The organism is Argonema antarcticum A004/B2 (assembly GCF_023333585.1).
GTDB classification, from domain to species: domain Bacteria; phylum Cyanobacteriota; class Cyanobacteriia; order Cyanobacteriales; family Aerosakkonemataceae; genus Argonema; species Argonema antarcticum.
This window is the reverse complement of record NZ_JAIQZN010000003.1, coordinates 85776-110568: the sequence shown is the minus strand read 5'-3', so window position 1 is coordinate 110568 and position 24793 is coordinate 85776. Positions and strand designations below refer to the sequence as shown.

At 44.1% G+C, this 24793-nt stretch carries 23 protein-coding genes; 11 read left to right on the top strand and 12 right to left on the bottom strand.

Annotated features, from left to right (window positions below; genetic code table 11):
- Nucleotides 1-182: 182 nt before the first annotated feature.
- From LAY57_RS02295 to LAY57_RS02285, 3 genes are all read right to left on the bottom strand, one after another.
- The gene (locus LAY57_RS02295; RefSeq protein ID WP_249064672.1) at nucleotides 183-1337 is read right to left on the bottom strand and encodes an ABC transporter permease; all 1155 of its coding nucleotides are present in this window, start codon (nucleotides 1335-1337) and stop codon (nucleotides 183-185) included.
- 121 nt (nucleotides 1338-1458) lie between these two features.
- Entirely contained in the window at nucleotides 1459-2985 is a 1527-nt protein-coding gene (locus tag LAY57_RS02290) for an efflux RND transporter periplasmic adaptor subunit (protein WP_249064671.1), read from the bottom strand.
- A gap of 118 nt (nucleotides 2986-3103) precedes the next feature.
- Nucleotides 3104-3400, bottom strand: a complete 297-nt coding sequence (locus LAY57_RS02285) for a hypothetical protein (protein WP_249064670.1) — start codon at nucleotides 3398-3400, stop codon at nucleotides 3104-3106.
- A 407-nt stretch (nucleotides 3401-3807) separates the two neighbouring features.
- On the opposite strand from LAY57_RS02285, the gene LAY57_RS02280 reads away from it, so the two are divergent.
- On the top strand, nucleotides 3808-5010 hold the full coding sequence (locus LAY57_RS02280; RefSeq protein ID WP_249064669.1) for a pentapeptide repeat-containing protein: 1203 nt from the start codon (nucleotides 3808-3810) through the stop codon (nucleotides 5008-5010).
- Between the two features lie 402 nt (nucleotides 5011-5412).
- Here the strand turns inward: LAY57_RS02280 and LAY57_RS02275 are convergent, their stop codons facing one another.
- Entirely contained in the window at nucleotides 5413-5748 is a 336-nt protein-coding gene (locus tag LAY57_RS02275) for an STAS domain-containing protein (RefSeq protein WP_249064668.1), read from the bottom strand.
- A 282-nt stretch (nucleotides 5749-6030) separates the two neighbouring features.
- Here LAY57_RS02275 and cbiD point away from each other — a divergent pair, with 282 nt between their 5' ends.
- Nucleotides 6031-7170 carry a cobalt-precorrin-5B (C(1))-methyltransferase CbiD gene (gene cbiD, locus LAY57_RS02270; RefSeq protein WP_249064667.1) on the top strand — a complete coding sequence of 380 codons (1140 nt, stop codon included), beginning with the start codon at nucleotides 6031-6033 and terminating at the stop codon, nucleotides 7168-7170.
- Nucleotides 7171-7528: 358 nt separating this feature from the next.
- A complete protein-coding gene (gene guaA / locus LAY57_RS02265; RefSeq protein WP_338022339.1) occupies nucleotides 7529-9136 on the top strand; it encodes a glutamine-hydrolyzing GMP synthase in 1608 nt (535 codons plus the stop codon).
- Between the two features lie 327 nt (nucleotides 9137-9463).
- Here guaA and LAY57_RS02260 read toward each other — a convergent pair whose 3' ends face one another.
- Both LAY57_RS02260 and cdf31 read right to left on the bottom strand, forming a co-directional pair.
- The gene (locus LAY57_RS02260; protein ID WP_249064666.1) at nucleotides 9464-9628 is read right to left on the bottom strand and encodes a hypothetical protein; all 165 of its coding nucleotides are present in this window, start codon (nucleotides 9626-9628) and stop codon (nucleotides 9464-9466) included.
- A gap of 337 nt (nucleotides 9629-9965) precedes the next feature.
- On the bottom strand, nucleotides 9966-10892 hold the full coding sequence (gene cdf31, locus LAY57_RS02255) for a CDF family zinc efflux transporter Cdf31 (RefSeq protein ID WP_249064665.1): 927 nt from the start codon (nucleotides 10890-10892) through the stop codon (nucleotides 9966-9968).
- Between the two features lie 242 nt (nucleotides 10893-11134).
- On the opposite strand from cdf31, the gene LAY57_RS02250 reads away from it, so the two are divergent.
- From LAY57_RS02250 to LAY57_RS02240, 3 genes are all read left to right on the top strand, one after another.
- Nucleotides 11135-11488, top strand: a complete 354-nt coding sequence (locus LAY57_RS02250; protein WP_249064664.1) for a hypothetical protein — start codon at nucleotides 11135-11137, stop codon at nucleotides 11486-11488.
- Nucleotides 11489-11607: 119 nt separating this feature from the next.
- The gene (locus tag LAY57_RS02245; RefSeq protein WP_249064663.1) at nucleotides 11608-12009 is read left to right on the top strand and encodes a hypothetical protein; all 402 of its coding nucleotides are present in this window, start codon (nucleotides 11608-11610) and stop codon (nucleotides 12007-12009) included.
- A 195-nt stretch (nucleotides 12010-12204) separates the two neighbouring features.
- On the top strand, nucleotides 12205-13500 hold the full coding sequence (locus LAY57_RS02240; RefSeq protein ID WP_249064703.1) for an RNA-guided endonuclease InsQ/TnpB family protein: 1296 nt from the start codon (nucleotides 12205-12207) through the stop codon (nucleotides 13498-13500).
- Nucleotides 13501-13570: 70 nt separating this feature from the next.
- Here the strand turns inward: LAY57_RS02240 and LAY57_RS02235 are convergent, their stop codons facing one another.
- The 4 genes from LAY57_RS02235 to LAY57_RS02220 all read right to left on the bottom strand — a co-directional run bounded on the left by LAY57_RS02235 (nucleotide 13571) and on the right by LAY57_RS02220 (nucleotide 16454).
- Nucleotides 13571-13810, bottom strand: a complete 240-nt coding sequence (locus LAY57_RS02235; protein ID WP_249064662.1) for a DUF4327 family protein — start codon at nucleotides 13808-13810, stop codon at nucleotides 13571-13573.
- Nucleotides 13811-14164: 354 nt separating this feature from the next.
- Nucleotides 14165-15769, bottom strand: coding sequence for a glycoside hydrolase family 3 protein (locus LAY57_RS02230; RefSeq protein ID WP_275993502.1), 1605 nt, complete (start codon nucleotides 15767-15769; stop codon nucleotides 14165-14167).
- Between the two features lie 3 nt (nucleotides 15770-15772).
- Nucleotides 15773-16195, bottom strand: a complete 423-nt coding sequence (gene rbfA / locus LAY57_RS02225) for a 30S ribosome-binding factor RbfA (RefSeq protein ID WP_249064661.1) — start codon at nucleotides 16193-16195, stop codon at nucleotides 15773-15775.
- Nucleotides 16196-16247: 52 nt separating this feature from the next.
- Nucleotides 16248-16454, bottom strand: a complete 207-nt coding sequence (locus LAY57_RS02220) for a DUF751 family protein (RefSeq protein ID WP_249064660.1) — start codon at nucleotides 16452-16454, stop codon at nucleotides 16248-16250.
- Nucleotides 16455-16707: 253 nt separating this feature from the next.
- Here LAY57_RS02220 and LAY57_RS02215 point away from each other — a divergent pair, with 253 nt between their 5' ends.
- The 5 genes from LAY57_RS02215 to LAY57_RS02195 all read left to right on the top strand — a co-directional run bounded on the left by LAY57_RS02215 (nucleotide 16708) and on the right by LAY57_RS02195 (nucleotide 22853).
- A complete protein-coding gene (locus LAY57_RS02215) occupies nucleotides 16708-16893 on the top strand; it encodes a hypothetical protein (RefSeq protein WP_249064659.1) in 186 nt (61 codons plus the stop codon).
- Nucleotides 16894-16992: 99 nt separating this feature from the next.
- Nucleotides 16993-17172 carry a hypothetical protein gene (locus tag LAY57_RS02210; protein ID WP_249064658.1) on the top strand — a complete coding sequence of 60 codons (180 nt, stop codon included), beginning with the start codon at nucleotides 16993-16995 and terminating at the stop codon, nucleotides 17170-17172.
- Nucleotides 17165-19990 carry a CHAT domain-containing protein gene (locus LAY57_RS02205; RefSeq protein ID WP_249064657.1) on the top strand — a complete coding sequence of 942 codons (2826 nt, stop codon included), beginning with the start codon at nucleotides 17165-17167 and terminating at the stop codon, nucleotides 19988-19990. Before LAY57_RS02210 ends, LAY57_RS02205 begins: the two co-directional genes overlap by 8 nt.
- Before the next feature lie 520 nt (nucleotides 19991-20510).
- A complete protein-coding gene (locus LAY57_RS02200) occupies nucleotides 20511-21953 on the top strand; it encodes a DUF3270 domain-containing protein (protein ID WP_249064656.1) in 1443 nt (480 codons plus the stop codon).
- A 57-nt stretch (nucleotides 21954-22010) separates the two neighbouring features.
- Entirely contained in the window at nucleotides 22011-22853 is an 843-nt protein-coding gene (locus tag LAY57_RS02195) for a DNA adenine methylase (protein ID WP_249064655.1), read from the top strand.
- On the opposite strand, the gene LAY57_RS02190 is transcribed toward LAY57_RS02195, so the two are convergent.
- Nucleotides 22837-23472 carry a retron system putative HNH endonuclease gene (locus tag LAY57_RS02190; RefSeq protein ID WP_249064654.1) on the bottom strand — a complete coding sequence of 212 codons (636 nt, stop codon included), beginning with the start codon at nucleotides 23470-23472 and terminating at the stop codon, nucleotides 22837-22839. The two genes, LAY57_RS02195 and LAY57_RS02190, sit on opposite strands and share 17 nt — an antisense overlap.
- The gene (locus LAY57_RS02185) at nucleotides 23469-24791 is read right to left on the bottom strand and encodes an AAA family ATPase (RefSeq protein ID WP_249064653.1); all 1323 of its coding nucleotides are present in this window, start codon (nucleotides 24789-24791) and stop codon (nucleotides 23469-23471) included. Before LAY57_RS02185 ends, LAY57_RS02190 begins: the two co-directional genes overlap by 4 nt.
- Between the last annotated feature and the right edge of the window lie 2 nt (nucleotides 24792-24793).

Genomic DNA, 24793 nt, shown 5'->3' with positions numbered 1-24793 from the left:
TGAGGTACATAGAAACCCGGTTTCGCAGAAGTTACCGGGTTTCTGGCTTGTACTTCATCTGACTGCAAGCCGCTGTAATTCCACAATACCCAAAATTATTTAGTGCCTCTAGCAAAAAATAATCCATCAGTTTTCTTTTCTCTTGTTTCTTTTGACTTTTGAATGAGTGACTTTTGACTTTTCTACCCTCCTCGCAATGCTTTGACAGGATCGAGATTACTAGCTTGCAAAGCTGGAATAAAACTAGCTCCCACCCCCACCAGCAGCGCCGATCCTAACGACAAAACTGCTGTTTCCCGGTCAAATTTATAGGGTAACTTAAAAGTATCGCTAACCGCCAGTGTCAATCCATGTACCGTAACAATAGCGACAATTCCTCCGAACAAGCTCAAAAAGGCTGCTTCCAGGATAAACTGCAATAAAATATCCCACTTTGTGGCTCCAATTGCCAGCCTCAGTCCTATTTCTGGCGTGCGTTCCATTACAGCAGCAATGGAAATATTAGCAATACCGACACCGCCAATCAACAGCGAAATTGCTCCCACTGCTGTCAGTCCCCGCGAAGCCATTTCCAAAGTTTGCTTTTGCTCCAGAATCTGCTTTACATTGTTGTAAGAATAGAAATCTTTGTCTGGGTAGCGCTGCTTCAACAATTTCACGGCTTTATCTTCTAGATTGTTGATATCTTCGAGATTGCGAGGACGTATTTGGAAGGAGCCAAGATCGCGACTGCCCGTTATAGCATTATAAATCGACATTGGCACTGTCATCTCACCTTTTGGTTCCTTAGCACCTGCTTCGATCGGCACTACTCCCACAACGATGTAGGGTCTGCCTTCTGCATAAATGCGCTGACCGATCGCATCTTCGCCTTGGAAAAGTTTTTCGGCCAGAAATAGATCGATTACTACTACAGGTCGATAGTTATCAAAATCGGCTGGAGTAAAAAAACGCCCTGCGATCTTTTGCTTACCAGATGTGAGAAAATGGTCTAACGTAACAGCATATATAAAAGGCTCAGCCTGCCGATCGCGAAACACTGTTTGAGAAGGGCCTAGCCACTGAGTCGCACTAATTGCTTTTAAACCCGTCAGCCGCTGCCGCAAGAATTCTAGGTCGTCTAACTTCAGTTCGTCCGCATATATGTTAACTTGAGGAGCTTCCCGTTCTGCTAGTTGCTTTTCTATCACGGCGCGACTGATGTTGCCAACTTGAAGCGTTGCACTCACCGCTGCTACACCCATAAACACTCCCAAGGTGGTTAAACCAGAACGTAAAGGGTTGCCAAGCAGAGATTTGCAGGTTAGCAGGATCAGGTCGAAAGCGGAAAGGCTCATGGGATTGAGGATTGGGGAATTTTAGATTTTAGATTTTAGATCATGTCCTTAGACAGATATGGATCTGGATTTATTGTGAGGTATGCGCGTAGAATCGGATTTGGCGAATGGCTTCTCAATATCATTTTTTAAGTTCATCGGAGTTGGTTTGGGGGATCGTTGGCGTTCCTTCTTCTAAAGACTCCTCAGCAGAAGGCAATAAAATCTGTTCCCCAGCTTGCAAGCCAGAGGATACCTCGACAGTTGTTAACCCCTCTAAACCCAAATTAACGCTGCGTTTGTGAGCCTTACCTTGTGAGTCTCGCACCCATACAAACGGCTTAGCGCGATCGCGTTGAATTGCTTCTGTATTCAAAACAACTACATTCTGTCGCTGCTGCAAAATAATCTCTACATTGACTTTGCTGCCAGGAATGAGCGTGCTTGTAGGCTGATCTAATTTTACCGTTGCAGGCACCGTCGCTTGATTCGATCGGCCCGATGAACTGTTTTCTCCCTCCTTTTCCCCCGTCGTTGCTTGGGGATACAAACTTTGTACCCTGCCGGTGTAAATCTGCGGAGTCGGGCCAATTACGCTGATGCGAGTCAATTGACCCAACTTTATTTGAGCGGCATTGAGAGTAGACAACTGGAGTTTTACCAGTTCTTGTGCGGGATCGCCTAAAGTAAGCAGGTTATTCTTGCGATCGACTCCATCACCATCTTTGACCATAATATTGAGAACTTTACCGCTAATTGGCGCAATCACGCTCGATTCCTGGAGTTGCTGCTGACTTTTTTGCAAGTCCAGTTGCAGGCGCTGGAGTTCCCGAATGTCAGTGCTGACAGCTAACTGAGCCTCCCGCAAGTCGTTTTGAGCTGCGATCGCTTTTTCTGGCAGTTGCGGTGCAATAAGTTCGGTTTTAATCTCAAGGCGTTGAAGTTTGAGAGTATCGGTGCTGACGGCTAACTGAGCGTCCCGCCGCCCAGATTCAGCGCCGCGAACCGCTTCTTGCTGAGTTTGTAGTTCATTTCTGGGAATAAAACCTCTGCGGTCTAAATCTTCCAGATCCTTAAGTTTTCGTTGTTCAGATGTCACCTTTTCTTCAGCTTCTTTAAGTTTTTGGCGGCTGCGTGCTAGGGTGAATTCCTGTTCGCGAATCTCTAATTGTTTGGTGGCAATGTCATTTTTTTGTTTAATATCTCGCTGTTTAATAATTTCTTGAAATTCTTCTCGATAAGCTTTTAGTTTAGCGGCAGCTTCAGCAACTTTTTGGCGATTGCTTGCGAGAGTAAGTTCTTGTTTTTGAATTGCTAATTGTTGGGTACTGAGGATAGTTTGTCTATCGGGGTTGCGTAGGACGATTAGCTGTTGACCGGAGCGAACGCGATCGCCCAATGTCACCAACACCCGCTCCACTGCTCCTTCTGTTGGGGATGTGAGGGTTTGTTGACCGCCCAGTTCAACCGTACCGCTTTCATTAATTGTAGTTTCAATAGTGCCAAGTTCTACGGTTACTGAACGTACTGCCACAGGTTCGGGCGGTCGATTCAGTCTTTGGACGTAAACTAGCCAACCTCCGGCGCTAACAACAGCTAATATTCCCGACCAAACTAACAGTCTAACTCCGTTTTTGAATCTTTTTTTACCTACTTCACCTAATATCATTTTAGATTTTAGATTTTGGATAGCGACAGCAGCAGCGATGGGCCAAAGACCGACAGGTCGTACTTGAAGCGGCTGGTGGTTTTGCCTGCCAGATAAGCTCCCACAGGCTGGAGCAAATTCACCAACATGGGAACCGAGGACAGGACGCCAATTTCCACAGGGTGGCACCCAGTTGCAGTAAAAAATTACTCAGCAAGACGCCGCCGGTAATATTGCCAAAGATGGCAGCAAAGACGCCATCCCAAGTAGACGCCCTCAAACTCGATCGAATGGCTCCTTTGGAAAATTTGAGAGGATAGTTGGGAGGCTGTACGGCCTCTGCTACCTTAACGATCTCTATAATTTCATTAGTCGGAGGAGATATTTCAGAACCAGATTCGACTACGTAACTCGATTGGTTGGAATAGGCAACCACTTAATTCCTCACTAAATAAAGATAACCTACGAAGTTTTGCCTAGAAGGTGGGGGATGAGACAACAATAGATTGGGAGTTCTATGGCGGGCAGCTTGCTGGGGAAAGATATACTTCTCCATCTACCGATCCAAAAATCAAACTTTGATGTCTGCCGCTAGATGAATGACATCATCGCGCGATCGACAGGGGTGCATCCCAAGACGGCCACAGACGAGAGTGCGTAGCACTATAACTCTTTGGCTCCAAACACCGATACGACATGGACAAGCACTGGTTGGATACCTGGGGTGTTGCCCTTTTTATAGGTTTCCCAATAAAGCTCGTTTAATCTCTAGAGCAGCAGAAGGGAAGCGTAACTTACAGATACGAACCGCAAATACGCAAACAAAAACAGGGGTTGAGTGGCATGGCAAACGAGCAACAGTTGGCTTTGCTCAAGAAAGGGGTAAATGTCTGGAATGAATGGAGGGAAAAGAATCCTGAAACGCGACCAGACCTGCGTGAGGCAGAACTCCAAAAGGAAGATCTCGGTGGAGTTAACTTAATGGAGGCCGATTTGCGCTCTTGCGACCTCAGCGGAGCTAATTTGATGGGGGCAACTCTGCGCTTTTGCGACCTTCGTGGAGCTAATCTAAGTCAGGCATACCTAAGCAATGCAGATTTCTCTGAGGCTAATCTTTGCGAAGCAAACCTGAGCGAAGCTTACCTATTTGAGGCGAATTTGAGCCGGGTGAACCTGAATGGGGCGGATCTGCAATGGGCATATCTGGGTCAGGCAGACTTATCTGGAACATACGCAATTGAGGCAAACCTGAGCGAGGCAGATTTGCGGGGGGCGTACTTGCTGGGGACAAACCTCAGCGATGCGAATCTGCGGGGCGCAAATTTGAGCGGAGCCGATCTACAAGCGGCGGATCTGCGGCGAGCAAATCTGGATAAGGTAAACTTGATGGGGGCAAGGTTGCTGAAGACGAATTTTGAGGATGCTAACCTGACTGGTTGTTCAATTTACGGGATTTCCTGCTGGGAGTTAAATCTGCAAGGTGCCAAGCAGTCCAATTTGGAAATCGCGCCTCCTGGCGAACCTGGGATCGCAGTAGATAATCTGGAGGTAGCCCAGTTTATTTATCTGCTACTCAACCACAAAAAAATCCGCCAGATCCTCAATACCGTTCCCTCGGAAATAGTACTGGTATTGGGTAATTTCACATCGGCGGAACGCAAAGATATTCTGAATGTCATTCGGGATCGACTTCGCCTTCGCTCTTATTTGCCAGTGGTATTCGATCTGGACAAACCTGCCGATCGCGATTTTACCGAGACTATTTCCTGTTTGGCTAATATGGCTCGCTTCATCATTGTTGACCTTACCGATGCCAGCGGCATTTCGCAGCAATTGCAGCACCTTGCTTTCCAACAGAAGCGTGTACCCGTGCAGCCATTAGTGCAAGCAACATCTGGTGAATGTGACTTATTTGAGGATGGACAGCCATACCCTTGGTTACTCCAGACCTATCGGTATCGGGACTTGGAGGAACTCACGGTTTCCCTTGAAGAGAAGGCTCTAGCGATCGTTGAGGCTAAGGCAAGGGAATTGATGAAACGGTAATAGAACTAAAGCCAACTGGCACAATTTGTAGGGTGCGTCAGAAGCACAAACCCTTATTCTATTCATGTATAACTTCGTCTGACGCACCCTACAAGTTGATTTATAGCAACCGATGAGTCGGTTACTCCCTTCCCGCCAAAAGATTATGTAGGGGCGAACGCGCAAAGCGTGCCGTAGGCATTAGCATTGCGGAATTAACGTTTCGGCTCTTACGTATTTACTATGCTATTTGAGTAGAGGAGCAGAGAAGCAGAGGGGCAGAGGCATAAAAATGTGATTTTTTGAACAAAAGCATCACAACTCCCAAAGAGCCAACTTCCCCATCTCTAAAGCCAGGGTATGAGATCTCGTTTTTCAGTAAGTAGCAAAGCAGTAGTAGCTCGCCTTAGCAGCAGTGTATCGCTAGGCATACTGGTGAGTACGCGCTGCTTCAACTGCGGCTTGAGTTCCGACATCCATAAATCGCAACGAAAGCGTTTTGCCCAGGGCTGCGGCTCGTTTGAGTCCAGTAATCAGACTCTTGACTCCCTCCGCTTCCACGTTGTCTACCCATAAGAGATCGACAACTACGGTATCGGTTGTTATTTCCAGAGCTTGTTCTAGGGCTTTCGTGAAGGCTGGGCAGCTCATACCATCCAGACAGCCATTGGGTCTGAGGACAACGGTGCGGGGTCGTCCACTTTCTACTGGGTTAAGTAAATGAGGGAAATTAGACATTAAGTCCATGAGGGGTTCCATGGGAAGCTCCAGGACGCGGTGGTCAATAATGCAGGGCTTGTAGCCCAACGATACTCTTATAGAGTGAAACAAATTGGCGCTCGTTGGTTTGCGATCAGTCACTATAAACCTATGATTTAAATCACACAAGTCAAAACTTAAAAGTCAAAAGTCAAAAGTCAAAAGTCAAAAGTCAAAAGCTAAAAGGGACAAGGCGGACTCTTCCTCCCAACCGACTACTTATGCCACACTTGTCCCCAAAATCTAAAATCTAAAATCTAAAATCCAAAATCCAAAATTGCCATGAGACCCCGTTCTGGATATACCTTGCCGGTGTTTGCTTGTGCTGGCGCGATCGCAGCTTTACTATGGCTGAAGCACCGTAAGCCTACCTTATCAGTGTCGGTGGATTTAATTGAACCTGCCCAAACTGTGGATATCCCGATTGAGCAAGTGAGCGGAATCAGAGAGGGCGAGGCTTTGGCAATTACGCGCAGCGATCCCGGCGATAACCTCGATCTCACCCGCAACACGCCAATCTGGTCGCTGGTGGAATTAAGCGAGGGAGCAGGCGAACAGATTATCATTAAAGGCGGTGAAGGGATTGGGCAAATAGTTGACGCTTCAGGAGAAGCGGCTATCTATGCTTATGCCCGACGGCTGTTGCGAGAAAACCTTGAGCGTCTTTTAGAACCAGGTCAGAAAATTGAAGTGACGATCGCTTTACCAGAAGGGCGAACGCTTGGCTTACGCACTTCTAACGCAGCCTTTGGCGTTGTGGATGGACTTTCTCTGCTAGGTACCACAGGCATTTCTCAGCCTTTGAGTGCGGCTGGTCACTTGGACGCTTCCCTTGAGGAATTACGAGCGAAAGTTAGAGAGTTTTCCCAATTTCCAATGCCTAATGCTCAATACCCAACTTTAGTATTCTGTGTGGGAGAAAATGGTTTAGACTTGGCACGACAATTGACGATCGCACCAGAGAGGTTGCTGAAAACTGCCAACTGGCTGGGGCCAATGCTAGTAGAGGCTGGACTACAGGGCGTTAAGGCAATTTTGTTGTTTGGCTATCACGGTAAGCTGATCAAATTGGCTGGCGGCATTTTTCACACTCACCATCACCTTGCTGATGGACGCCTGGAAATTCTTACAGCTCACTGCGCTGGGGTGGGTTTACCGACACCAGTATTGCAGAGGGTTTTGAAGAGCGCAACTGCTGAGGATGCCTTGAAATACTTGCGGGAGTTGGACGCCAAAAGCGGTAGTAATTGGGTGAATTTGGTTTATGGTGCGATCGCTCAAGCTATTGATAAGCGTTCTCAAGGTTATATCCGCACTCACAGCGAACGGGAGGTTTGCGTCGGGTCAGTTTTGTTCGATCGCGATCGTCATATCTTTATCACTAGCCAAATTGGTTCGGCGTTGCTTTCCCAATTGTGTTAATTTTCTAAGTGCTTTCGACCAACTCGTTTCTTGGCTTTGGCTCTATTTTTAGAACCTTTGATAGCATAAGAGCGATTTCGTCAAATTGTCTGTTGTCATCGTTGGTTAAATTTTTACCACAGATGAAGACTGATGAACACAGATGAACACAGATAAGAATAAGAACAGGAATTTTTTAGGTAACCGATGCGTAAGGACATGATGTAAATCACGGAGGGCAAAAAAAACCCTACCTTTGGAGAGTATTCCCCAGAGTCGGCTTGTCCAGATGCTGAGATCTAAAGCGCTATTGGTAGACATCAAGATATAAATAAATATATAATGCGACATTTTTACGCTCTGTTTTTTGGAATTATCAGTGTCACTCCAAACCTCTCAACCGCTCCCTATCGAATCGTTGGCTCAGTTAAATCGCCAGATAATTGTGATTCTGGACTTCGGCTCTCAGTACTCTGAGTTGATTGCTCGCCGGATTCGCGAAACTCAAGTATATTCGGAAGTTCTGTCTTATCGGACTACCGCCGAACAGCTGCTAAAGCTCAATCCCAAGGGAATAATTCTTTCTGGTGGCCCAAGCTCGGTGTACGATCCGGTCGCGCCTCATTGCGATCGCCAAATTTGGGAACTAGGCATTCCTATACTGGGCGTTTGCTATGGGATGCAACTGATGGTACAACAGCAGGGTGGCGAAGTAACGCGGTCTCAGCGGGCTGAGTATGGCAAAGCGTCTCTGTTTATTGACGACCCCACAGATTTGCTGACCAATGTGGAAGATGGTACAACAATGTGGATGAGCCACGGAGATTCTTGTAACGTTCTGCCCACTGGGTTTGAAATCTTAGCTCACACAGATAATACTCCTTCTGCTGCGATCGCTCATCACGAGAAAAAGCTGTACGGCGTCCAGTTTCATCCAGAAGTCGTACATTCGGTTGGCGGACAAGCTTTAATCCGCAACTTTGTTTACCATATCTGCGACTGCGAACCCACTTGGACTACCGCCGCCTTCGTTGAGCAATCAATTCGAGAAATCCAGGCGAAAGTGGGCGATAAGCGGGTATTGCTGGCTCTTTCTGGCGGGGTTGATTCTTCGACTCTGGCATTCTTGCTGCACAAGGCGATCGGCGACCAACTGACTTGTATGTTCATCGACCAAGGCTTCATGCGTAAACATGAGCCAGAGCGGTTGGTGAAGCTGTTTGACGAGCAATTCCATATTGGGGTGGAGTATGTGAATGCTCGCGATCGCTTCTTAAGTTCGATCGCCAATATCACCGATCCTGAAGAAAAACGTCGCCGCATCGGTCACGAATTTATCAGTGTATTTGAAGAGGAATCCAGACGTCTAGGCCCTTTTGATTACCTCGCCCAAGGCACTCTCTACCCGGATGTGATTGAATCAGCTGATACCAACGTTGACCCCAAAACGGGGGAAAGGGTAGCTGTGAAGATTAAAAGCCATCATAACGTTGGCGGTTTGCCCAAAGACCTGCGCTTTAAGCTGGTAGAACCTCTGCGGAAACTCTTCAAGGATGAAGTGCGAAAAGTCGGTCGTTCGATCGGCTTACCAGAGGAAATTGTCAACCGCCATCCTTTCCCAGGTCCTGGACTGGCAATTCGCATCCTGGGCGAAGTGACGGCAGAACGGCTGGAGATTCTCCGAGATGCAGATTTAATTGTCCGCCAGGAAATTAACCGTCAGGGGATGTACAGCCTCTTGTGGCAGGCTTTTGCAGTCTTGCTGCCCATCCGCAGTGTAGGCGTTATGGGCGACCAACGCACTTACGCTTACCCGATCGTTTTGCGTTTTGTTTCCAGCGAAGATGGGATGACGGCTGACTGGGCGCGAGTTCCTTATGAGCTTTTGGAAACTATCTCGACTCGGATCGTTAACGAAGTGTCTGGGGTAAATCGCGTGGTATACGATATCACCTCTAAACCGCCTGGAACTATTGAATGGGAGTAATAAGCTGCTACGCATTTAATTTGTATGTTTAGCGGGAGTGGGAGAGTGGGGGAGTGGGGGAGTGGGAGAGGAATTGAAGGTTTGATTGCCGGATTAGAAATATCCGAATTAGATGCGTGTTAGCTTACCAAAGGCTGTAACTCTGTAGAGACGTTTCATAAAACGTCTCTACAACAAGGTAGGAAAAGGAGGTGAGCAATGCCAACTTTACCAATGGGTTTAATTAATTTGAGATTGCAGATGGGGTTTAACTCTTTCGGCGTAAGTCTCCCGCCATAATCGCTTCGATTCGGCGGCGGGATATAAGCCGGATGGCGACGAATACACCTACTGACCTATATCAGCCGCAGGCTGATGAGGGAGGTGGGTGGATAAGGAGTCATCAATTTCTGGACAAGGCAACCTATCAACCCAATCTTCTATTAGTTGCGTGACTGATTTCTCCTTAGAGGTGGCATATAGTCGAAGCTTATTGTATCTACGTTCAGTCATCCGGATATGCAAATCTTTTGTTTTCATGACATGAACACAATGCGAACATATTCATCCTAGTATATAAGTGGTCGTTGACCCACCCGAATGTGTCGTATACAGACAGGCTAATTCCGAAGTAGCAGTAATATGCTTGCCGCAGATAGATCAGAGATCGGGGAAAGAACACTGCTAGCTGGTCTGCTATTGCAATAAATCCATGCGGTGTTGTCCGAACAAAATTTATAACTGCCCTCTGAAATTGAAAATTTCGATCGCGTTCTTAACTTTTTGTGGAAAAACTGCACAATATCTGTGGAAAAATGGGTTTTGCTGTGGAAAACTACCTCTATTTTGATTAAGACTGATAGGTAATCTGGTCAGATTTGTAGGCAGGCGGTTCAACGTGAATTAAGACCCTTACCGGGCTGAACCGTTCTGCTAGAAGGGCTTCTACTTCCTCGGTAATTCGGTGAGATCCTTCGACATCTTTGGCATCCACAATCAAGTGCATTTCAATAAACACCTGGCGTCCTACGACACCCCTGGAAGCAATGTCGTGGCAATTGATGACGCCAGGAACTTGCATGGCTAAAGTATGAATAGCCTCCGGTGCGATCGCCATTTCATCCACCAACCAGGGCAAATTATCTTTCAAAACTGACCAACCGCTGCGAAACACCAACAAAGCGACTGGGAAAGACAAAACCACATCCAACCACTGTAATATTGGCAGGTTTAAAACTCGCCCTTGCCAAACGCCAATCAACCCCAAAATAACCGTTATCGTCACCCAGACATCGCTCATGGTATGTTGAGCGTCAGCGATCAGAATTGGACTGCCCACCCGCACACCGACACCGCGCTCGTAAAATGTGACGAAAATATTGATTCCCAGAACAATCAGCAGTATCCACAATTCTGATGGTGATATTTTTACTGCTTGCAAACCGTGTTGAAAACCGTCTAAAGCCCTTTCTATTCCACCTTTGAGAATTTCAAAGCAGGCGATTCCCAAAAAGGCTGCTATTCCCAAAGCCCCCAAGGCATCAAATTTCTGGTGTCCGTAAGGGTGGTCGCGGTCTGGTTCGGGAGAAGCCAAGCGCGTCGCAATCAGTCCCAAAATATTGTTGGCACTATCGGTGACACTGTGCAAGGCATCGGCTAGCAAACTTAGGGAACCAGTTGACCATCCTACACCGGCTTTAATCGCCATCACCAGTACATTAAGTACCAAGGTGATGAGCAACACTTTTTTTACTTCAGAGCGGTTATCTAAAACCATGATACGGATTATTAGTTATAAATTTCTTTCGCCTCCAGTGTAGACCGCAAAGCAGGCAGAGGATACCTACAAACCTTACCGAATCTAGATTAGAGTTATCTTTAATATCTATAAATTTTCTGGGTTTGTTGACACAATTTTTAATTAATAACAGCTATCTTGCCTGATTCTCTTGAGAAGGTATTCCATAAAGCGACCAGATCTTTTAGCATTAATACATAAGATGTAAAGATTAATTGCCAATGTCCTCTTCTCAACTCAGATTCAACCTGGGAGAGGGTTCTGTCTCCTTTAGCTTCACGCCGGGTGCGGCACGGGAGTTGCAAGCTGCGATCGCTCAATTGATGGATCGCTTGAAAGCAACCAGCGCTCAAGCCTCTGGCGGTGGTGGCAAAGCCAGTCCCCAGAAACCGATGGAATATCAGTACACAGGTGATGTATTTCTGGAAATGTTCTGCAATCCTAATATCTGGCCCACTCCCTTTGCCGCCAAAGTGTTAATCACACTTCGGGATGACCGGATTCGCGTGACGACTGAAGCAGAACTAACTCGCATTATTGACGACATTAACCTATATCTAGAGCAGGTTGGTTAAGTCTTGGCGGTCAATACTGTACACTTGGTACAACTGCGGCATAAGGCAAAGCAACTTCTCTCGGCTTCGATATCCTTGTGCTGCTGTCTGCGACTGTGTGTTCCTAGCTCAAATTGCCGATGAACGCCGATAACCCGATTCAGTTACTGCAAACAGGTTTTCGCATCTCTCTGGGGGCAACCGCTTCCCTGATTGAAAGCCTGCAAGATTCTCAAAAGCGAGAGGAAATTCTTTCCAAGCTGACAAACTCAGAATTTGCTCAGCTGACTCAGGAGTGGGCTGAAAAAGGTGAAGTAACTGAGCAGGAAGCTCGCAATTTCGTTGATTCCCTCTTGAGTCAACAAAGCAATCAAACGCCTGGAGAGACACCAGGGACGTCAGGTACTACCACCGAAACATCTACCCCGGCTGCTTCTCCAGATGTGCAGCTAGAACTACAGGAACTGACAGCACAAATCGCTGCTATGCGTGCTGAGCTAGAAAGTCTGCGGAATCAAGATTCTCAGTCATCAGGTAGCTAGCTACAGCTAGGGCCAGTTGTGAATAACCCGCCAAGTGCGATCGCACTTGGCGGGTGTGGATGTTTATCTACCCCGCCTTTCATCCCCCGCTATATCTTATTAGCGGGGGATGAAAGGCGGGTCAAAAATGGGGATTCGATCTCCCCATTTTTGACAAATCATGTTATTCTAATTGTAGACTTAACTTTCCCTAAAATGCTAATTTACGAAGCAAAGTTAAAAGGAACAGAAGACCAGTACCGCCTTATTGATGAGATGTTGCGGACGGGGCTTTTTGTTCGTAATAAAGCTTTGCGCTACTGGATAGATAATCCAGGCGTGAATGGCATGGACTTAAATAAGTATTGCAAAGTATTAGCTGATAATCCTGAATTCCCTTGGGTTAAAAAGTTGAACTCAATGGCACGTCAAGCAATGGCGGAACGTGCTTGGTTAGCCATATCCAGATTTTTCAGTAATTGCCAATCTAAGACTTGTATTAAGCGTAGTCGAAATCCATCAGAAAAAAAAGGCTATCCCAGATTTAGAAAGCTACAAAATAGAGCATCTATCGAGTACAAAACTTGTGGTTGGAAACTGTCATCAGATAGAAGATATATTACTTTTACCGATGGATTTAAAGCAGGAACATTCAAACTTTGGGGGACTAGAGACTTACATTTCTATCAAAGTAAGCAAATCAAACGGGTACGGATAGTTAGAAAATCTGATGGCTATTATGCTCAGTTTTGCCTTGATTATGAACGAAAAGAAAAACATAATCCAACCGGCAAAAATCTGGGTATTGATGTTGGGTTAAATCATTTATATACTGATTCTGAAGGCAAGCAAATAGAAAATCCGCGCTTTTTACGAAAAGCTGAGAAATCCCTGAAAAAGGCACAGCGTAAGTTATCGAGAACTAAAAAGTGGTCTAAAAATCGCTCTAAAGCCCGAAATAGATTAGGAAGAAAACACCTAAAAGTAGAAAGGCAACGTAAAGATTTCGTCGTTAAGTTGGCGAGAGCGTTAGTCCAGTCGTCAGACTTGGTAGCCTTTGAGGATTTACAGGTGAGAAACATGGTAAAAAACCATCATCTTGCTAAGTCTATTAATGATGCTTCGTGGTCAATGTTCCGCAGTTGGTTAGAACATTTTGGGAAAGTATTTGATGTGACAGTGATTGCTGTTCCACCTCATTACACATCTCAAAATTGTTCTCAATGCCACCAAATTGTTAAAAAATCATTGAGCGTTAGAACGCATCAATGTCCTCATTGTGGACATATTCAGGATAGAGATTGGAATGCCGCAATTAATATTCTCAACAAGGCGTTGTCAATCTTAAGCAAAATTTCTGAAAATACCGTCGGGCAGACGGGAATTAACGCCTCTGGAGAGATTGGTCAATACTTGGAGAAAGAAATTCCTCCCGGCAAATCAACTCGTAGAAAGAGGAAATCCAAAGAGCAATCTTTGGAATCCCCCGCTATATTCGGTACTCCGAATTAGCGGTGGGAGGATGTCAAGATTTCGATCTTAAGGCTTGGCACTATTTATCAATCTCAGTCATAGTAGGCTTCTAGTCATTCTCCCATTCTTCGCGACCCATTAAATCTGCGATCCGATCTCTGAGTAAATAGTTGCATTTTTCCAACTCGCACTCAACCCAAGCCCATTCACGCGCCGGAATATACTGGCAGAGAGTGTAGATGGGTTGCTGACGGCTGACAACTCCTTTATGTACAAGCCGAGTCGCTTCTTCTTTGATTACATCTAGAGAGTATTGAACGGATTTAGTGGAAACTGTGTTTACGGTCATTTTATTCACTCTTAAACTAATGGGCCAGAATTCGCTGGTTGAAAGGAGATAGTTTGTAGCTCTATATACTAAACTGCTTTCATTTTTACGCTATCTGCTCTGCTGTTATATTAACAAATATTTCAAAAGTCATCAAACCTTGACATTTTTGCCGCATGGATTTACAGTTTTAGGCCACTATTCTTTGTACTAGCAATCTTATGGCAGTTGGTTTAGGAGCCGGTAAGCATTCCGTAATCCCCACGTTAAGCCAGATTAAGGGAGCAATAAGGGGAAAAAAGAGTTTCTTGGCATTACTAAAACAGACTGAGGGATGACAAAACTAAAGATTAAAACTTGTGGAAGAAAATAGCATTATTTACCGAATAATGCTTCTAAGGCGATCGCCTGCGCTGCATAAATCTGTCCGTAGGAATATAGACAAGGTATATCGGAAGGGAGATGATCTAAAAATTGTTTTTTGATATAAGGGCTACCGTAAAGTATTAGGGCTTGAAGTTGACCTGCTCTTAATAGTTTCTTAAACCAATCTTCGGCAACAGATGATATTCCAGCACTGCCTCGGAAAGGATTGCCTCGGATAAAGACTTGCATGAGCGTGGGTTGTAGGTCATCGGAGTTGGAAGCGCTGGGTGTGTGGATATCGCATAACTGAGTAGTGTAGCCTAATTGCGCTGGGATAGCGATCGCAGGTGCTTGGCGATCGATAAACTTACAGTCTAGTAGATTATCTACCACTATTAAGTTACGTAAATTTACCAAATTGGCTACCTGTAAAGGCACAGACCCGAAAACTTCTGTAGTTTCTCGCAGAATGTTGACAGGTGCGGCAAGAGATGCTGGTTGTGCAATTTCCTCCAAAGATTGAAGCATAAAATTACTCCCCCACTCCCCCACTCCCCCACTCCCCGCCTCAAACACCTTGAGTTTAGCTTGCCAAATGCGTTCTACAGAGGCGCGAATTCTAGCGGGTGAGATACGTCCAGATGTTACGGCGTCGCATATCGCTGCGATCGCACCTTCTGGATCTACCGGCATGAGTAAAATATCAGCACCAGCTTCGACTGCCAAAACGGGTGCTTCATTAGCACCATATTGATTTGCGATCGCACCCATCACCAAAGCATCTGTGACAATCAAACCTTCAAAACCCAGGTTTTCGCGTAACTGACCTGTCAAAATGGGATGAGATAGAGTCGCGGGTCGTTCCCGATCCCAATTCGGGATCAGCAGATGAGCCGTCATTACCGTATCTACACCAGCATTTATAGCGGCGGTGAAGGGTGGCAACTCAATTTCTGCCAATCTGGCTGGGGAATGAGGAATTACGGGTAATTCTAAGTGAGAATCTACCGCAGTGTCGCCGTGTCCGGGAAAATGTTTCGCGGTGGTTAAAACGGGATAAGGTTTCGCACCTTCGATAAAAGCAGCAGCGAGTTGACTGACGACGGCGGGAGTTTCGCCAAAGGCGCGGACATTGATAACTGGATTATCGGGATTATTATTAACATCGACGACTGGTGCCAGTACCCAGTTTATGCCTAGAGCAATTGCTTCTTGAGCAATTATCGCTCCCATCTGCTGAGCATATTGTTCGGCGAGGTTAAGATCTCTTTGAGCGATCGCACCAATTGCCATCGGTGGAGGAAACCAGGTAGCACCCGAAAAACGCTGACCGACGCCTTCTTCAATATCGGCGGCGATCAGGAGGGGAATTTTGGCCCAGTTTTGGAGTTGTTGCGATCGCAGCGCCAATTCAGCCGCACTACCCCCAAGTAGAATAACCCCACCCACGCCAAGATTGGCGATTAAATGCTGTAACTTAGCTGCGGGTGGTTCCCATTGGGGATACTTGATTTGGTGATCGAACAAGTAGCCAGAGGCTCGCACTACAACCATCTGGGCTACTTGTTCTGCTAGGGTAAGTTTATCTAAATCTGGCAATTTAGAAGATTTCAATCTTTAGTCCTCTTCTTCCGCCGAGACTGCGTAGTCCTTCTCATTATCCTCCTCGATCGCATTGTCATCACGACGGTCTTGGTTAATTTGGTTCAGGAGGGTGATAATGCGATCGCCTCGTTCCAGGGATTTATCTTCCATAAACACCACCTCTGGCGTCCGGCGCAGACGTACCCGTTGACCGATTTCCCGACGCACATAACCAGTCGCCGCTTTTAACCCCGCCATCGTTTCCGCCTTTGCTTCAGGCGTGCCGTAGATACTGACGAATATCTTGGCGTGCTGAAGGTCGCCAGAAACATTCACATCGGTGACGCTGACCATACCTGAGCCTACCCGGTCATCTTTGATGCCGTTTTGGAGCAATTGGCTGACTTCGCGTTGAATTAGTGCCGCAACGCGAGAGACGCGACGATCTGTAGCCATAATAAACAGCTGCCTTTTGAGGCAGTATGAGCAATGCCTCTAACCATCGTACCTAAACGGGACTCAAGCCCAGCATCGCCTTTAGGGTGAGGGCAACAAAAATTAAGCTGGCGACGAAAAAACCCACCAGTGCGATCGCGGTTACCGGACGCTTGAAAAGCGGTACTAACCACCCAAAAGCAAAGAATAATACCCCCAGCGTGATCGTAATAAAGTAGCTGAAGTAACGCGAAATATTAAGCCAAAATCCTTCAAACATCTGTCTTTAGAGGAGTTAAGAGCGACTGCATCTTAACTCGTAGCATTTGTGGAGTAGTTCGGCAAGTCGATCGACCTTGCCTTTAGGTACGTTGTTGGGCTTTAGCCCCCATAGCGCCCAAGCCTTTAGGTACGTTGTTGGGCTTTAGCCCCAATAGCGCCCAAGCCCAACAACGTACCTCTCTCATCCAGGTACTTAGGCCCAACAACGTACCTTCACCCAAACCAACTGTAGGGGCGTTAGGATTATTAATATGACTTTTAAACAGAGCATAACTGCGATGAAAGGCATCCAATTCGTAGTAGACGATACGGGAGAAAAAACAGCAGTCATCATTGACTTAGCAGAGTGGGGAGAAGTCTGGGAAAGCTTACCGAAGGTACGTTGTTGGGCTTCAGCCCTCTTAAAAGCCCTGAAGTGTCACAACATATACTCTTAAAAGCGCAACATACCTAAATTAAGAGGGCTAAAGCCCAACAACGTACCTAAATAAGAGCGCTAAAGCCCAACAACATACCTCTCCCACCCAACGCCAACCATGAACGAAGAACGCCAAAACGCCTATCATCAGCTAATTGAAGCACTGCTAAATTGTCCTAGCGGCGAAGAAGCAGAAATTTTGCTGGCACACCCAGATTTGCAGGATGCCGGTTTGGTGCAGACAATGTTAGAAGTGGCTGATAATTTGAGAAGGGAAGGGAGTTTAAATAATGTTTAATTGGTTGAGGAATATGGCAGAAAAGCTGCTTGGAGTGTATAGAAAATACTTAGCAGGGATTACCTTAAAAGCAAAAGCAGATAGATTGTTGAATCTTGGAATTGAGCAGTGTAATAAAAGTCTATTTAACGACGCTTTGGAGTCTTTACAACAGGCATTAACTATTTATCGAAAAATTGGAAATCGTCAAGGCGAAGCCTTTTCTCTAGGCGATTTGGGAAATGCCTACTATTCCTTGGGAGAATTCCAAATAGCGATTGATTACCATCAGCAGTGTTTGACAATTGCACGGGAAATTAGAAATCGTCAAGGCGAAGCCTTTTCTCTGGGAAATTTAGGTTCTGCTTACTGTTCCTTGGGGCAATACCAACTAGCAATCAATTACCATCAACAGTTACTCGCAATCGCACGAAAAATCGGAAATCGCCCTGGGGAAGCAATTTCTCTGGGAAATTTGGGAATTGCTTACAATTCCTTGGGGGAATATAAACTAGCGATCAATTACCATCAGCAGTGTTTGACAATTGCACGAGAAATCGGAAATCGCCAATGGGAAGCTGCGTCTTTGGGGAATTTGGGCAATAACTATTTTTTTTTGAGGCAATACCAAAAAGCGATCAAATATAATCAGCAACAACTAACAATTGCAAGGGAGATCGGAGATCGTCAATTGGAAACTAATTCTCTGGGGAATTTGGGAAATACTTATTGTGGCTTGGGGGAATACCAAAGAGGGAGCGAATATTATCATCACCAATTGGCAATTGCACGGGAAACAGGATATCGTCAAGGTCAAGCTAATTCTCTTGGGAATTTGGGAAATGCTTATCATTCTTTGGGGGAATACGAAAAAGGGATCAAATATCATCAGCAGTATCAAGATATTGCAAGGGAAATGAGAGATCGCCAAGGTGAATCCTCATCTTTAAACAATCTAGGACTTGCTTTCCTCAGAACTAACCAAATTGCAAAAGCCGAAGAAACACTTTATGCTGCTATGCAGATTCGGGAAACACTGCGATCTGAATTACCCAATTATGATCATAAAGTTTCTATCTTTGAAATTTATATAAATACCTATCAACTATTGCAAGAAGTCTTAGTCGCCCAAAATAAATTTGATACCGCCTTAGAAATATCCGAAAGGGGACGTACCCGCGCCTTCGTGGAATTATTAACAAAAACCTTATTCACAACAAATGTAGGGGCGGGTTTAGCAGAAGATATTAAGCAAGAACAGATAACTTCCCAACAAAACCCGCCCCTACAAGCTAACGTTAATCTATCCTCTGCCCAAATTCAACAAATTGCCCAATCCCAAAAAGCCACCATCATCGAATATTCGATCCTGATTGAAGACATTTACATTTGGGTAATTCTACCCAACGGAGAAATCGCCTTTCGTCGCGCCAACCTCCAACCCCTCCAGCAACTAAACCAAACCCTCGCCAACTTAGAATCAATCATCCTCAAATCTCGCGTTTCCATTGGCATAGAAGAAAAAGATGCAGAGGAACAGAAAATTAAACTCGAAACCGAATTTAAACGCGACAACCAAGGGCGATATCCCTTATTACAACTCCTCTATGAAATCCTCATTTCCCCCATCGCCGACTTACTACCCAAACACCCCAACGCCAAAGTTATCTTTATCCCCCATTACAACTTATTTCTAGTTCCCTTTCCCGCCCTACAAAACCCCGCAGATGGCAGCTACTTAATTGAAAATCATACCATCCTCACCGCCCCTTCCATCCAAATATTAGACCTCACCCATCAGCACCACCAAAATATTCGCGGATTAAACCAAGCAGCGTTAGTAGTAGGCGACCCACTTATTGCTTCAAAATTCAGCCAAGAACCCTATAATCTCAAACCCATTCCCGCAGCAAAAGAAGCAGCACAAACAATTGCTGCCCTTTTGGAAACGGAAGCAATTACCGGGGAAAAAGCAACAAAAGCGGTAATTATGGATCGCATTTTAGGCGTGCGAATCGCCCATATTTCCGCCCACGGACTCTTAGATGATTTCGGAGATTCCGGCATACCCGGGGCGATAATTTTAGCACCCAATTCGGCTACCGATGATGGTGCAATTAGGGCAATTGATATTCTCGCCTTAAAACTCAATTCCGAAATCGTAGTTTTGAGTGCTTGCAGTACCGGAAAAGGTAAAATAACCGGAGATGGGATCATCGGACTTTCCCGTTGCTTCATCCTCGCAGGCGTTCCCAGCGTCATCGTTTCCCTGTGGAATATGGGCGCACTTTCCGCCAAATTACTGATGACTGAATTCTATCAAAATTTGGAACGCGGCATGGATCGAGCCGCCGCTTTGCGATATGCTATGCTAACTACGAAAGCAGAAGAGGGACTGGATAGTCCCGGAGATTGGGCCGCTTTTACCTTAATTGGTGAAACCGAAAGTTTATCTTTAAACACACAAAAGATTGAGCAACAGGAGTTAACTATGCCATTTTCGCCAGAAAGCACACCGCAAGAAATTATCGACGCCTTTTTCAAATTATTGGAAACATCTAATGTATTTTCCAACTATCTAGAATTTATGGAAGAACTTAAAGCAGAACCTGCGGATAGCGCCCAAGAAATCGCAAAAAGAATAGAAGCGTGGTGCAAAGATAAACTCGGAATTGAAAAGGGTATAAATAACAAACTTTGCCAAATGGGTGCAGGAGGAACGGAGAGTAAACCCGATGAGGAAGTGGCGAGGGAATTTAATGATAGATTGTTGGAAAATAGGACGAGATTAGGTTCGCCTCCGCCTTCTTCTTCATCGGGAACGAAGGATAAGAATTAGGTAATATAGCAAAACCTGCCTGGAAATTTGGTAAATAACCAAGCCCGCCTGCGAATCAATTCGCAGGCTAATAGCGAAAGTCCACTGAAGTGGACTGAAGATAAAGAGTGGGATTAGATTTTTGGTAAAAGACCAATTTTAGGTAATTAAACCACAGATGAACACAGATGAACACAGATGGGATAATTGATTTGGGCGATGTGTCTATTATTTGTTATAAAAATAACCTGTATCCGTTGATTATCTTCGTTGGATATTACCTGAAAATGAATATTATACCGCCATCAAAATTTAAATTTCTTTCAGTCCTCTTGAGAGGACTTTCGCTATTAGCCTGCGAATTGATTCGCAGGCGGGCTTGGTTATTTACCAAATTTCCAGGCGGGCTGGTATTAAATTTTCTTTCAGTCCTCTTGAGAGGACTTTCGCTATTAGCCTGCGAATTGATTCGCAGGCGGGCTTTCGCTATTAGCCAGGGATTTCAATCTCCGGCGGCCTTTATTCACAACTAGGAGATAATATGAACGAAGAAAATAAAATCAGAAATCCTAGCGTTACCCTTTATCCTTTTCATCTGCGCGATGATTTCGATTTAGGTTTTCAATCAACCGCTCAAAATGTGTCCCAATTGTGGGATAATCTAGCCGATAATATCGGAAAACAATTAAAAATTACCGAATTAGAATCAATAAGAAATCATCTGATTTGCTACGAAAATGGCATTTACAAACAAGAAACCGGACAAAGTAATTACCAAGTACTAACGCCAGATAGCAATACCTTGCCATTTCAGGCAATCTCTCTACCCCATAACCTAATTCTTAACGGTTCTATCCTTCCTTTACGCATTCACGATACCTATGCTGCTGACTTAACTCTCTCTTATCAAAACCTGACAGTTACATTAGATAAACTGAAACAATTAAATCCCAATGGTTGCTTGTTACCGAATCAAATCCAAGCATCTCTCGGTCAAACTATCTTGCTTTATGCAGAGCCAGTAGTGTATGATGGTTATCGTAATCTTGCCGATGAGTGTCTGAAAGCTTTTTTGCCAGATAAAATGCCATCTGCACCCAAATTGATCGCGGAAGGAACGCTATTTGGTAGCCCGATTTTTGAATATGATAATCGCAATATAAATCCCGCCCAACGCTGTCACGTTTTAGTATGGTTGAAAAGCCATCCCGATACGTTGAAACTGGCAACAACAAATTTTAACTATTATTTACTCAATCTGCTGTGTTCTCGTGCTAAAATAGTATTTGCTTATCAAAAATCGCGGGAATGGTATCGCGAAGGGCAACGCATCGCCAGCGAAATCGAAACTGAGATTCCGGCATTTGCCCAAATAGAAAAAGAACCAGATCCGGAAAATAGATTAAGGCAATTAAAGGAATTACTAGCCCGAATCAGGACAAAAGTTTTTCAATACACGGGATGTCTGCGAAACTTGCGAGAATATCACAATACTATAGTAAATAATGCGGAAAACTATGGAGAAGCTTTAACGGGAATTCAAAGTTTGAGCTTAGAAGGGGATAACTTAGAATTTTGGCAAAAGTTTCTCGATTTAGCTGAAAATAAATATCAGCAGCAAATAAAAGCAGATTTAGGTTATCTGTTTCCCAGTCAAGAACTATTCCGAGAAATGATATCGACAATTCGAGGAATGGTGCAAATCGAACAGGTGGAAAGTGACAGAAAATGGCAGGATGATGAGAATAGGCGCGATCGCAAATTACAAGATATCATCTTCTTCGTTGGTACTGCTATAGCTGCTGGCGGTATATTTTGTACCAGCTACGCACTTACTACAACTGTTCCGATAAAATGGAAAATCGATCCTTCTCTACCAATTCATCCCTTTGTGTGGTCGATTTTCTGGAGTATTATTTTTGGTTTCGCATTGGGTGCGTTAATATGGGGTATCCTCGTGGTGCTGAGAAAATTATTTAAATAGTAGGGTGCGTTTAATTATATAATTAAACGCACTACGCTTTTTACATATTTTAGATAAATGTCCACTGCTGCAAAAGAAAAAGTTTCTCCCCGACCATTTCTAAAATGGGCTGGTGGTAAGAGTAAGCTGATTCCCCAATATGAGAAGTTTTTTCCCCAGGAATTTAACAACTATTATGAACCATTTTTGGGTGGTGGGTCTGTATTTTTTCATCTTTTGCAAACTCGACCGCCTTTCAAGGCAGTTTTGACCGATATTAATGCAGATTTAATTAATACTTATTGCTGTGTTAGAGATGATGTTGAGGAATTGATTAAGCTTTTGGAAGTTCATCAAGAAAAACATAATCAATATTACTATTATGATCTGCGAAATTGCCACAACTTTAATGGCTTAGAAGCAGCGGCGCGGTTTATTTATCTAAATAGAACTTGTTTTAATGGTCTTTATAGAGTAAATCCCAAAGGTGAATTTAACGTTCCCGTAGGTAAATACAAAAATCCTAAAATTTGTAATGCAGATTTACTTTATTCAGTATCGGAAGCACTGCAATCTATTGAGATTGCAGAAAGAGGTTTTGAAGCAGTTTTAGATTATGTTAAGACTAGCGAATATTTTGTCTACTTCGATCCGCCTTACTATCCTCTAAGTGATACCAGCAACTTTACAGGATACAGTCGTTATTCGTTTAGTAAAGATGATCAAATTAGGTTAAGAGATGTATTTGCCGAACTTGCTAGGCGTGGGGTAAAGGTGATGCTGTCTAATTCTGATTGTAATTTTATTCGAGAATTGTATAATGATTTTGATATTCACAATATATCAGCAGCAAGGGCGATTAACTCGAATAGTAAGAAGCGAGGGAAAATTGCTGAAGTACTGATTAAATATATTGCTTAAGCCTATAGATGATCGCAGCACAAAACGGCGAATATTTACCATCCCCATCGGGTTTTTCATAATCCTCTATTAGCTTTTGTATCTCCTCTTTCGTCAATTCATCAATACCTTCCAATATTTCCTCAATTGCCACTTGCCGCAGATCTATTAATTTATTAATATTAAGTCCAAGTTGAGCAATAGTGGTTGCAGCAGCAGCTTGCTTATTTGGATCATCTGTCGCCTGAATTTTTCCAGACTCAGTATAGCTAAAAAAATCAGCACAGTTCGCCTCTAGCGGCGAAACCATAAGTTGTTCATCGTACCAATCATCTTTCTTATAACCACAATGTTCGGGGGAAGTACGTTTTCTTTGACATGAAACTAATAAATTTGTGTATTCCAACTCTAAATGTGGATAAATGCTACGAGGTTTGAAATGTTCAATATGACTATTTTTTTTACTAATTTCCATTCCACAGTAACAACAAATATAACCTTGTTCGCGCAGTAAAGCATCATTCAGAACTGGTTTTTCTGGTGAACGAAGGGCATCCCAATTGGGTGTCCAATCTTCGTTTTGTAACCTTTTCCATACGGCAAACATTTCTGGTTCTTCACCCTTGTGGATATATTTCACTTATTCAAAATCTCCCTGCGTCGGATGGAGACATCTGCTCTCACTAACTCTGGTTCATCATACCCGATTTCTTCTGCAATTTGATAACGCAATTGCTTGGCACTATCAAGGTCTTTATTGTCAATGAGTCGAAACAATTCTAAAAGGCGATTTTTAATTTCTTGGGGACGCTTTGGCACTTCCATCAAGTCTTCCAGAATGCGATTGCTATCTCTACCATAAGAACTTTCTGGATGTGTGGCGATGATACCTTCAGGTGTAGCTTTCAAAATATAGATTCCTTCTGGTTTAACATGACTAACTACTTGTGGAGAATGAGTAGTAACAATAAATTGGCAATTAGGAAATGTTCTAGTCAAAGCTGGAATAATTTCTCTTTGCCATTTGGGATGAAGATGTAATTCAATTTCGTCAATTAATACAACTCCGCTTCCCTCAAGTGGTTTTTCTAAGCCTGGGTTTGCAATAGCAAGACGCCGCGCCAAATCTCCTACCATTGCGAGTAAACATTTTTCGCCATCTGATAGTTGATTGATAATCAGTTCTTGACCTTGTTTTGTGACAGTCATTCTTAGGGGAGAACGACGAACGCGCAAGGTTGAAAACTCTGGCATTAATGAAGATATTGCGTTTCTAACAGCTTCTAGTTGGTTGTCTAAATAATTAGGATTATCTCTTCGTCCTTCATTTTCTAAATCTTCTAATGATCTAAACCATTGAAAAAAGCTATCGAAGCTGATTTGTACTCCTTCTAGTGCTTGTTCATAGGCGTCTATCTGCTTAAACGAATAATTCTCTGGAATTTCTAGGGAAATATCCATTACTGAACGATTGACTGGGTAGTAAACGGCTAAAGGTATGTTAACTTTAGGATTGGTTTGCAACTGAAGACGTATGTTTTTAGTACTTTCATCTAACTCAGTCAAGTCGTTTTTTGGATCTTTATTATCTTCTTGACGAAGCTTGAATAAAGACCAACTTATTTCCTCTTTTTTGTCAAAATAAATTGTAATTTGGGTGCAACTCTCTTGATATCCATTTTTAATGTCCGCTTCGCTGAAGGAACGCCCCGTAAACTCTTGTTCATCGCTAAACAAACCAGAATACCTGATAGCTTTATAATAAATTGAGTTATCTGATGGAGGCGCAAATTTAATCCTAAATCTAAACCACGACAGCAAAATCGCCGAACAATCAAGAATACTCGATTTTCCAACACCATTATCCCCAATAAATACAATTGGCTGATCTTCTGGAAAGTCCAGCGTCAAATCCCCAATTCCTCGAAACGAGGTCATTTTCAATTGCTTAACTTTCATAA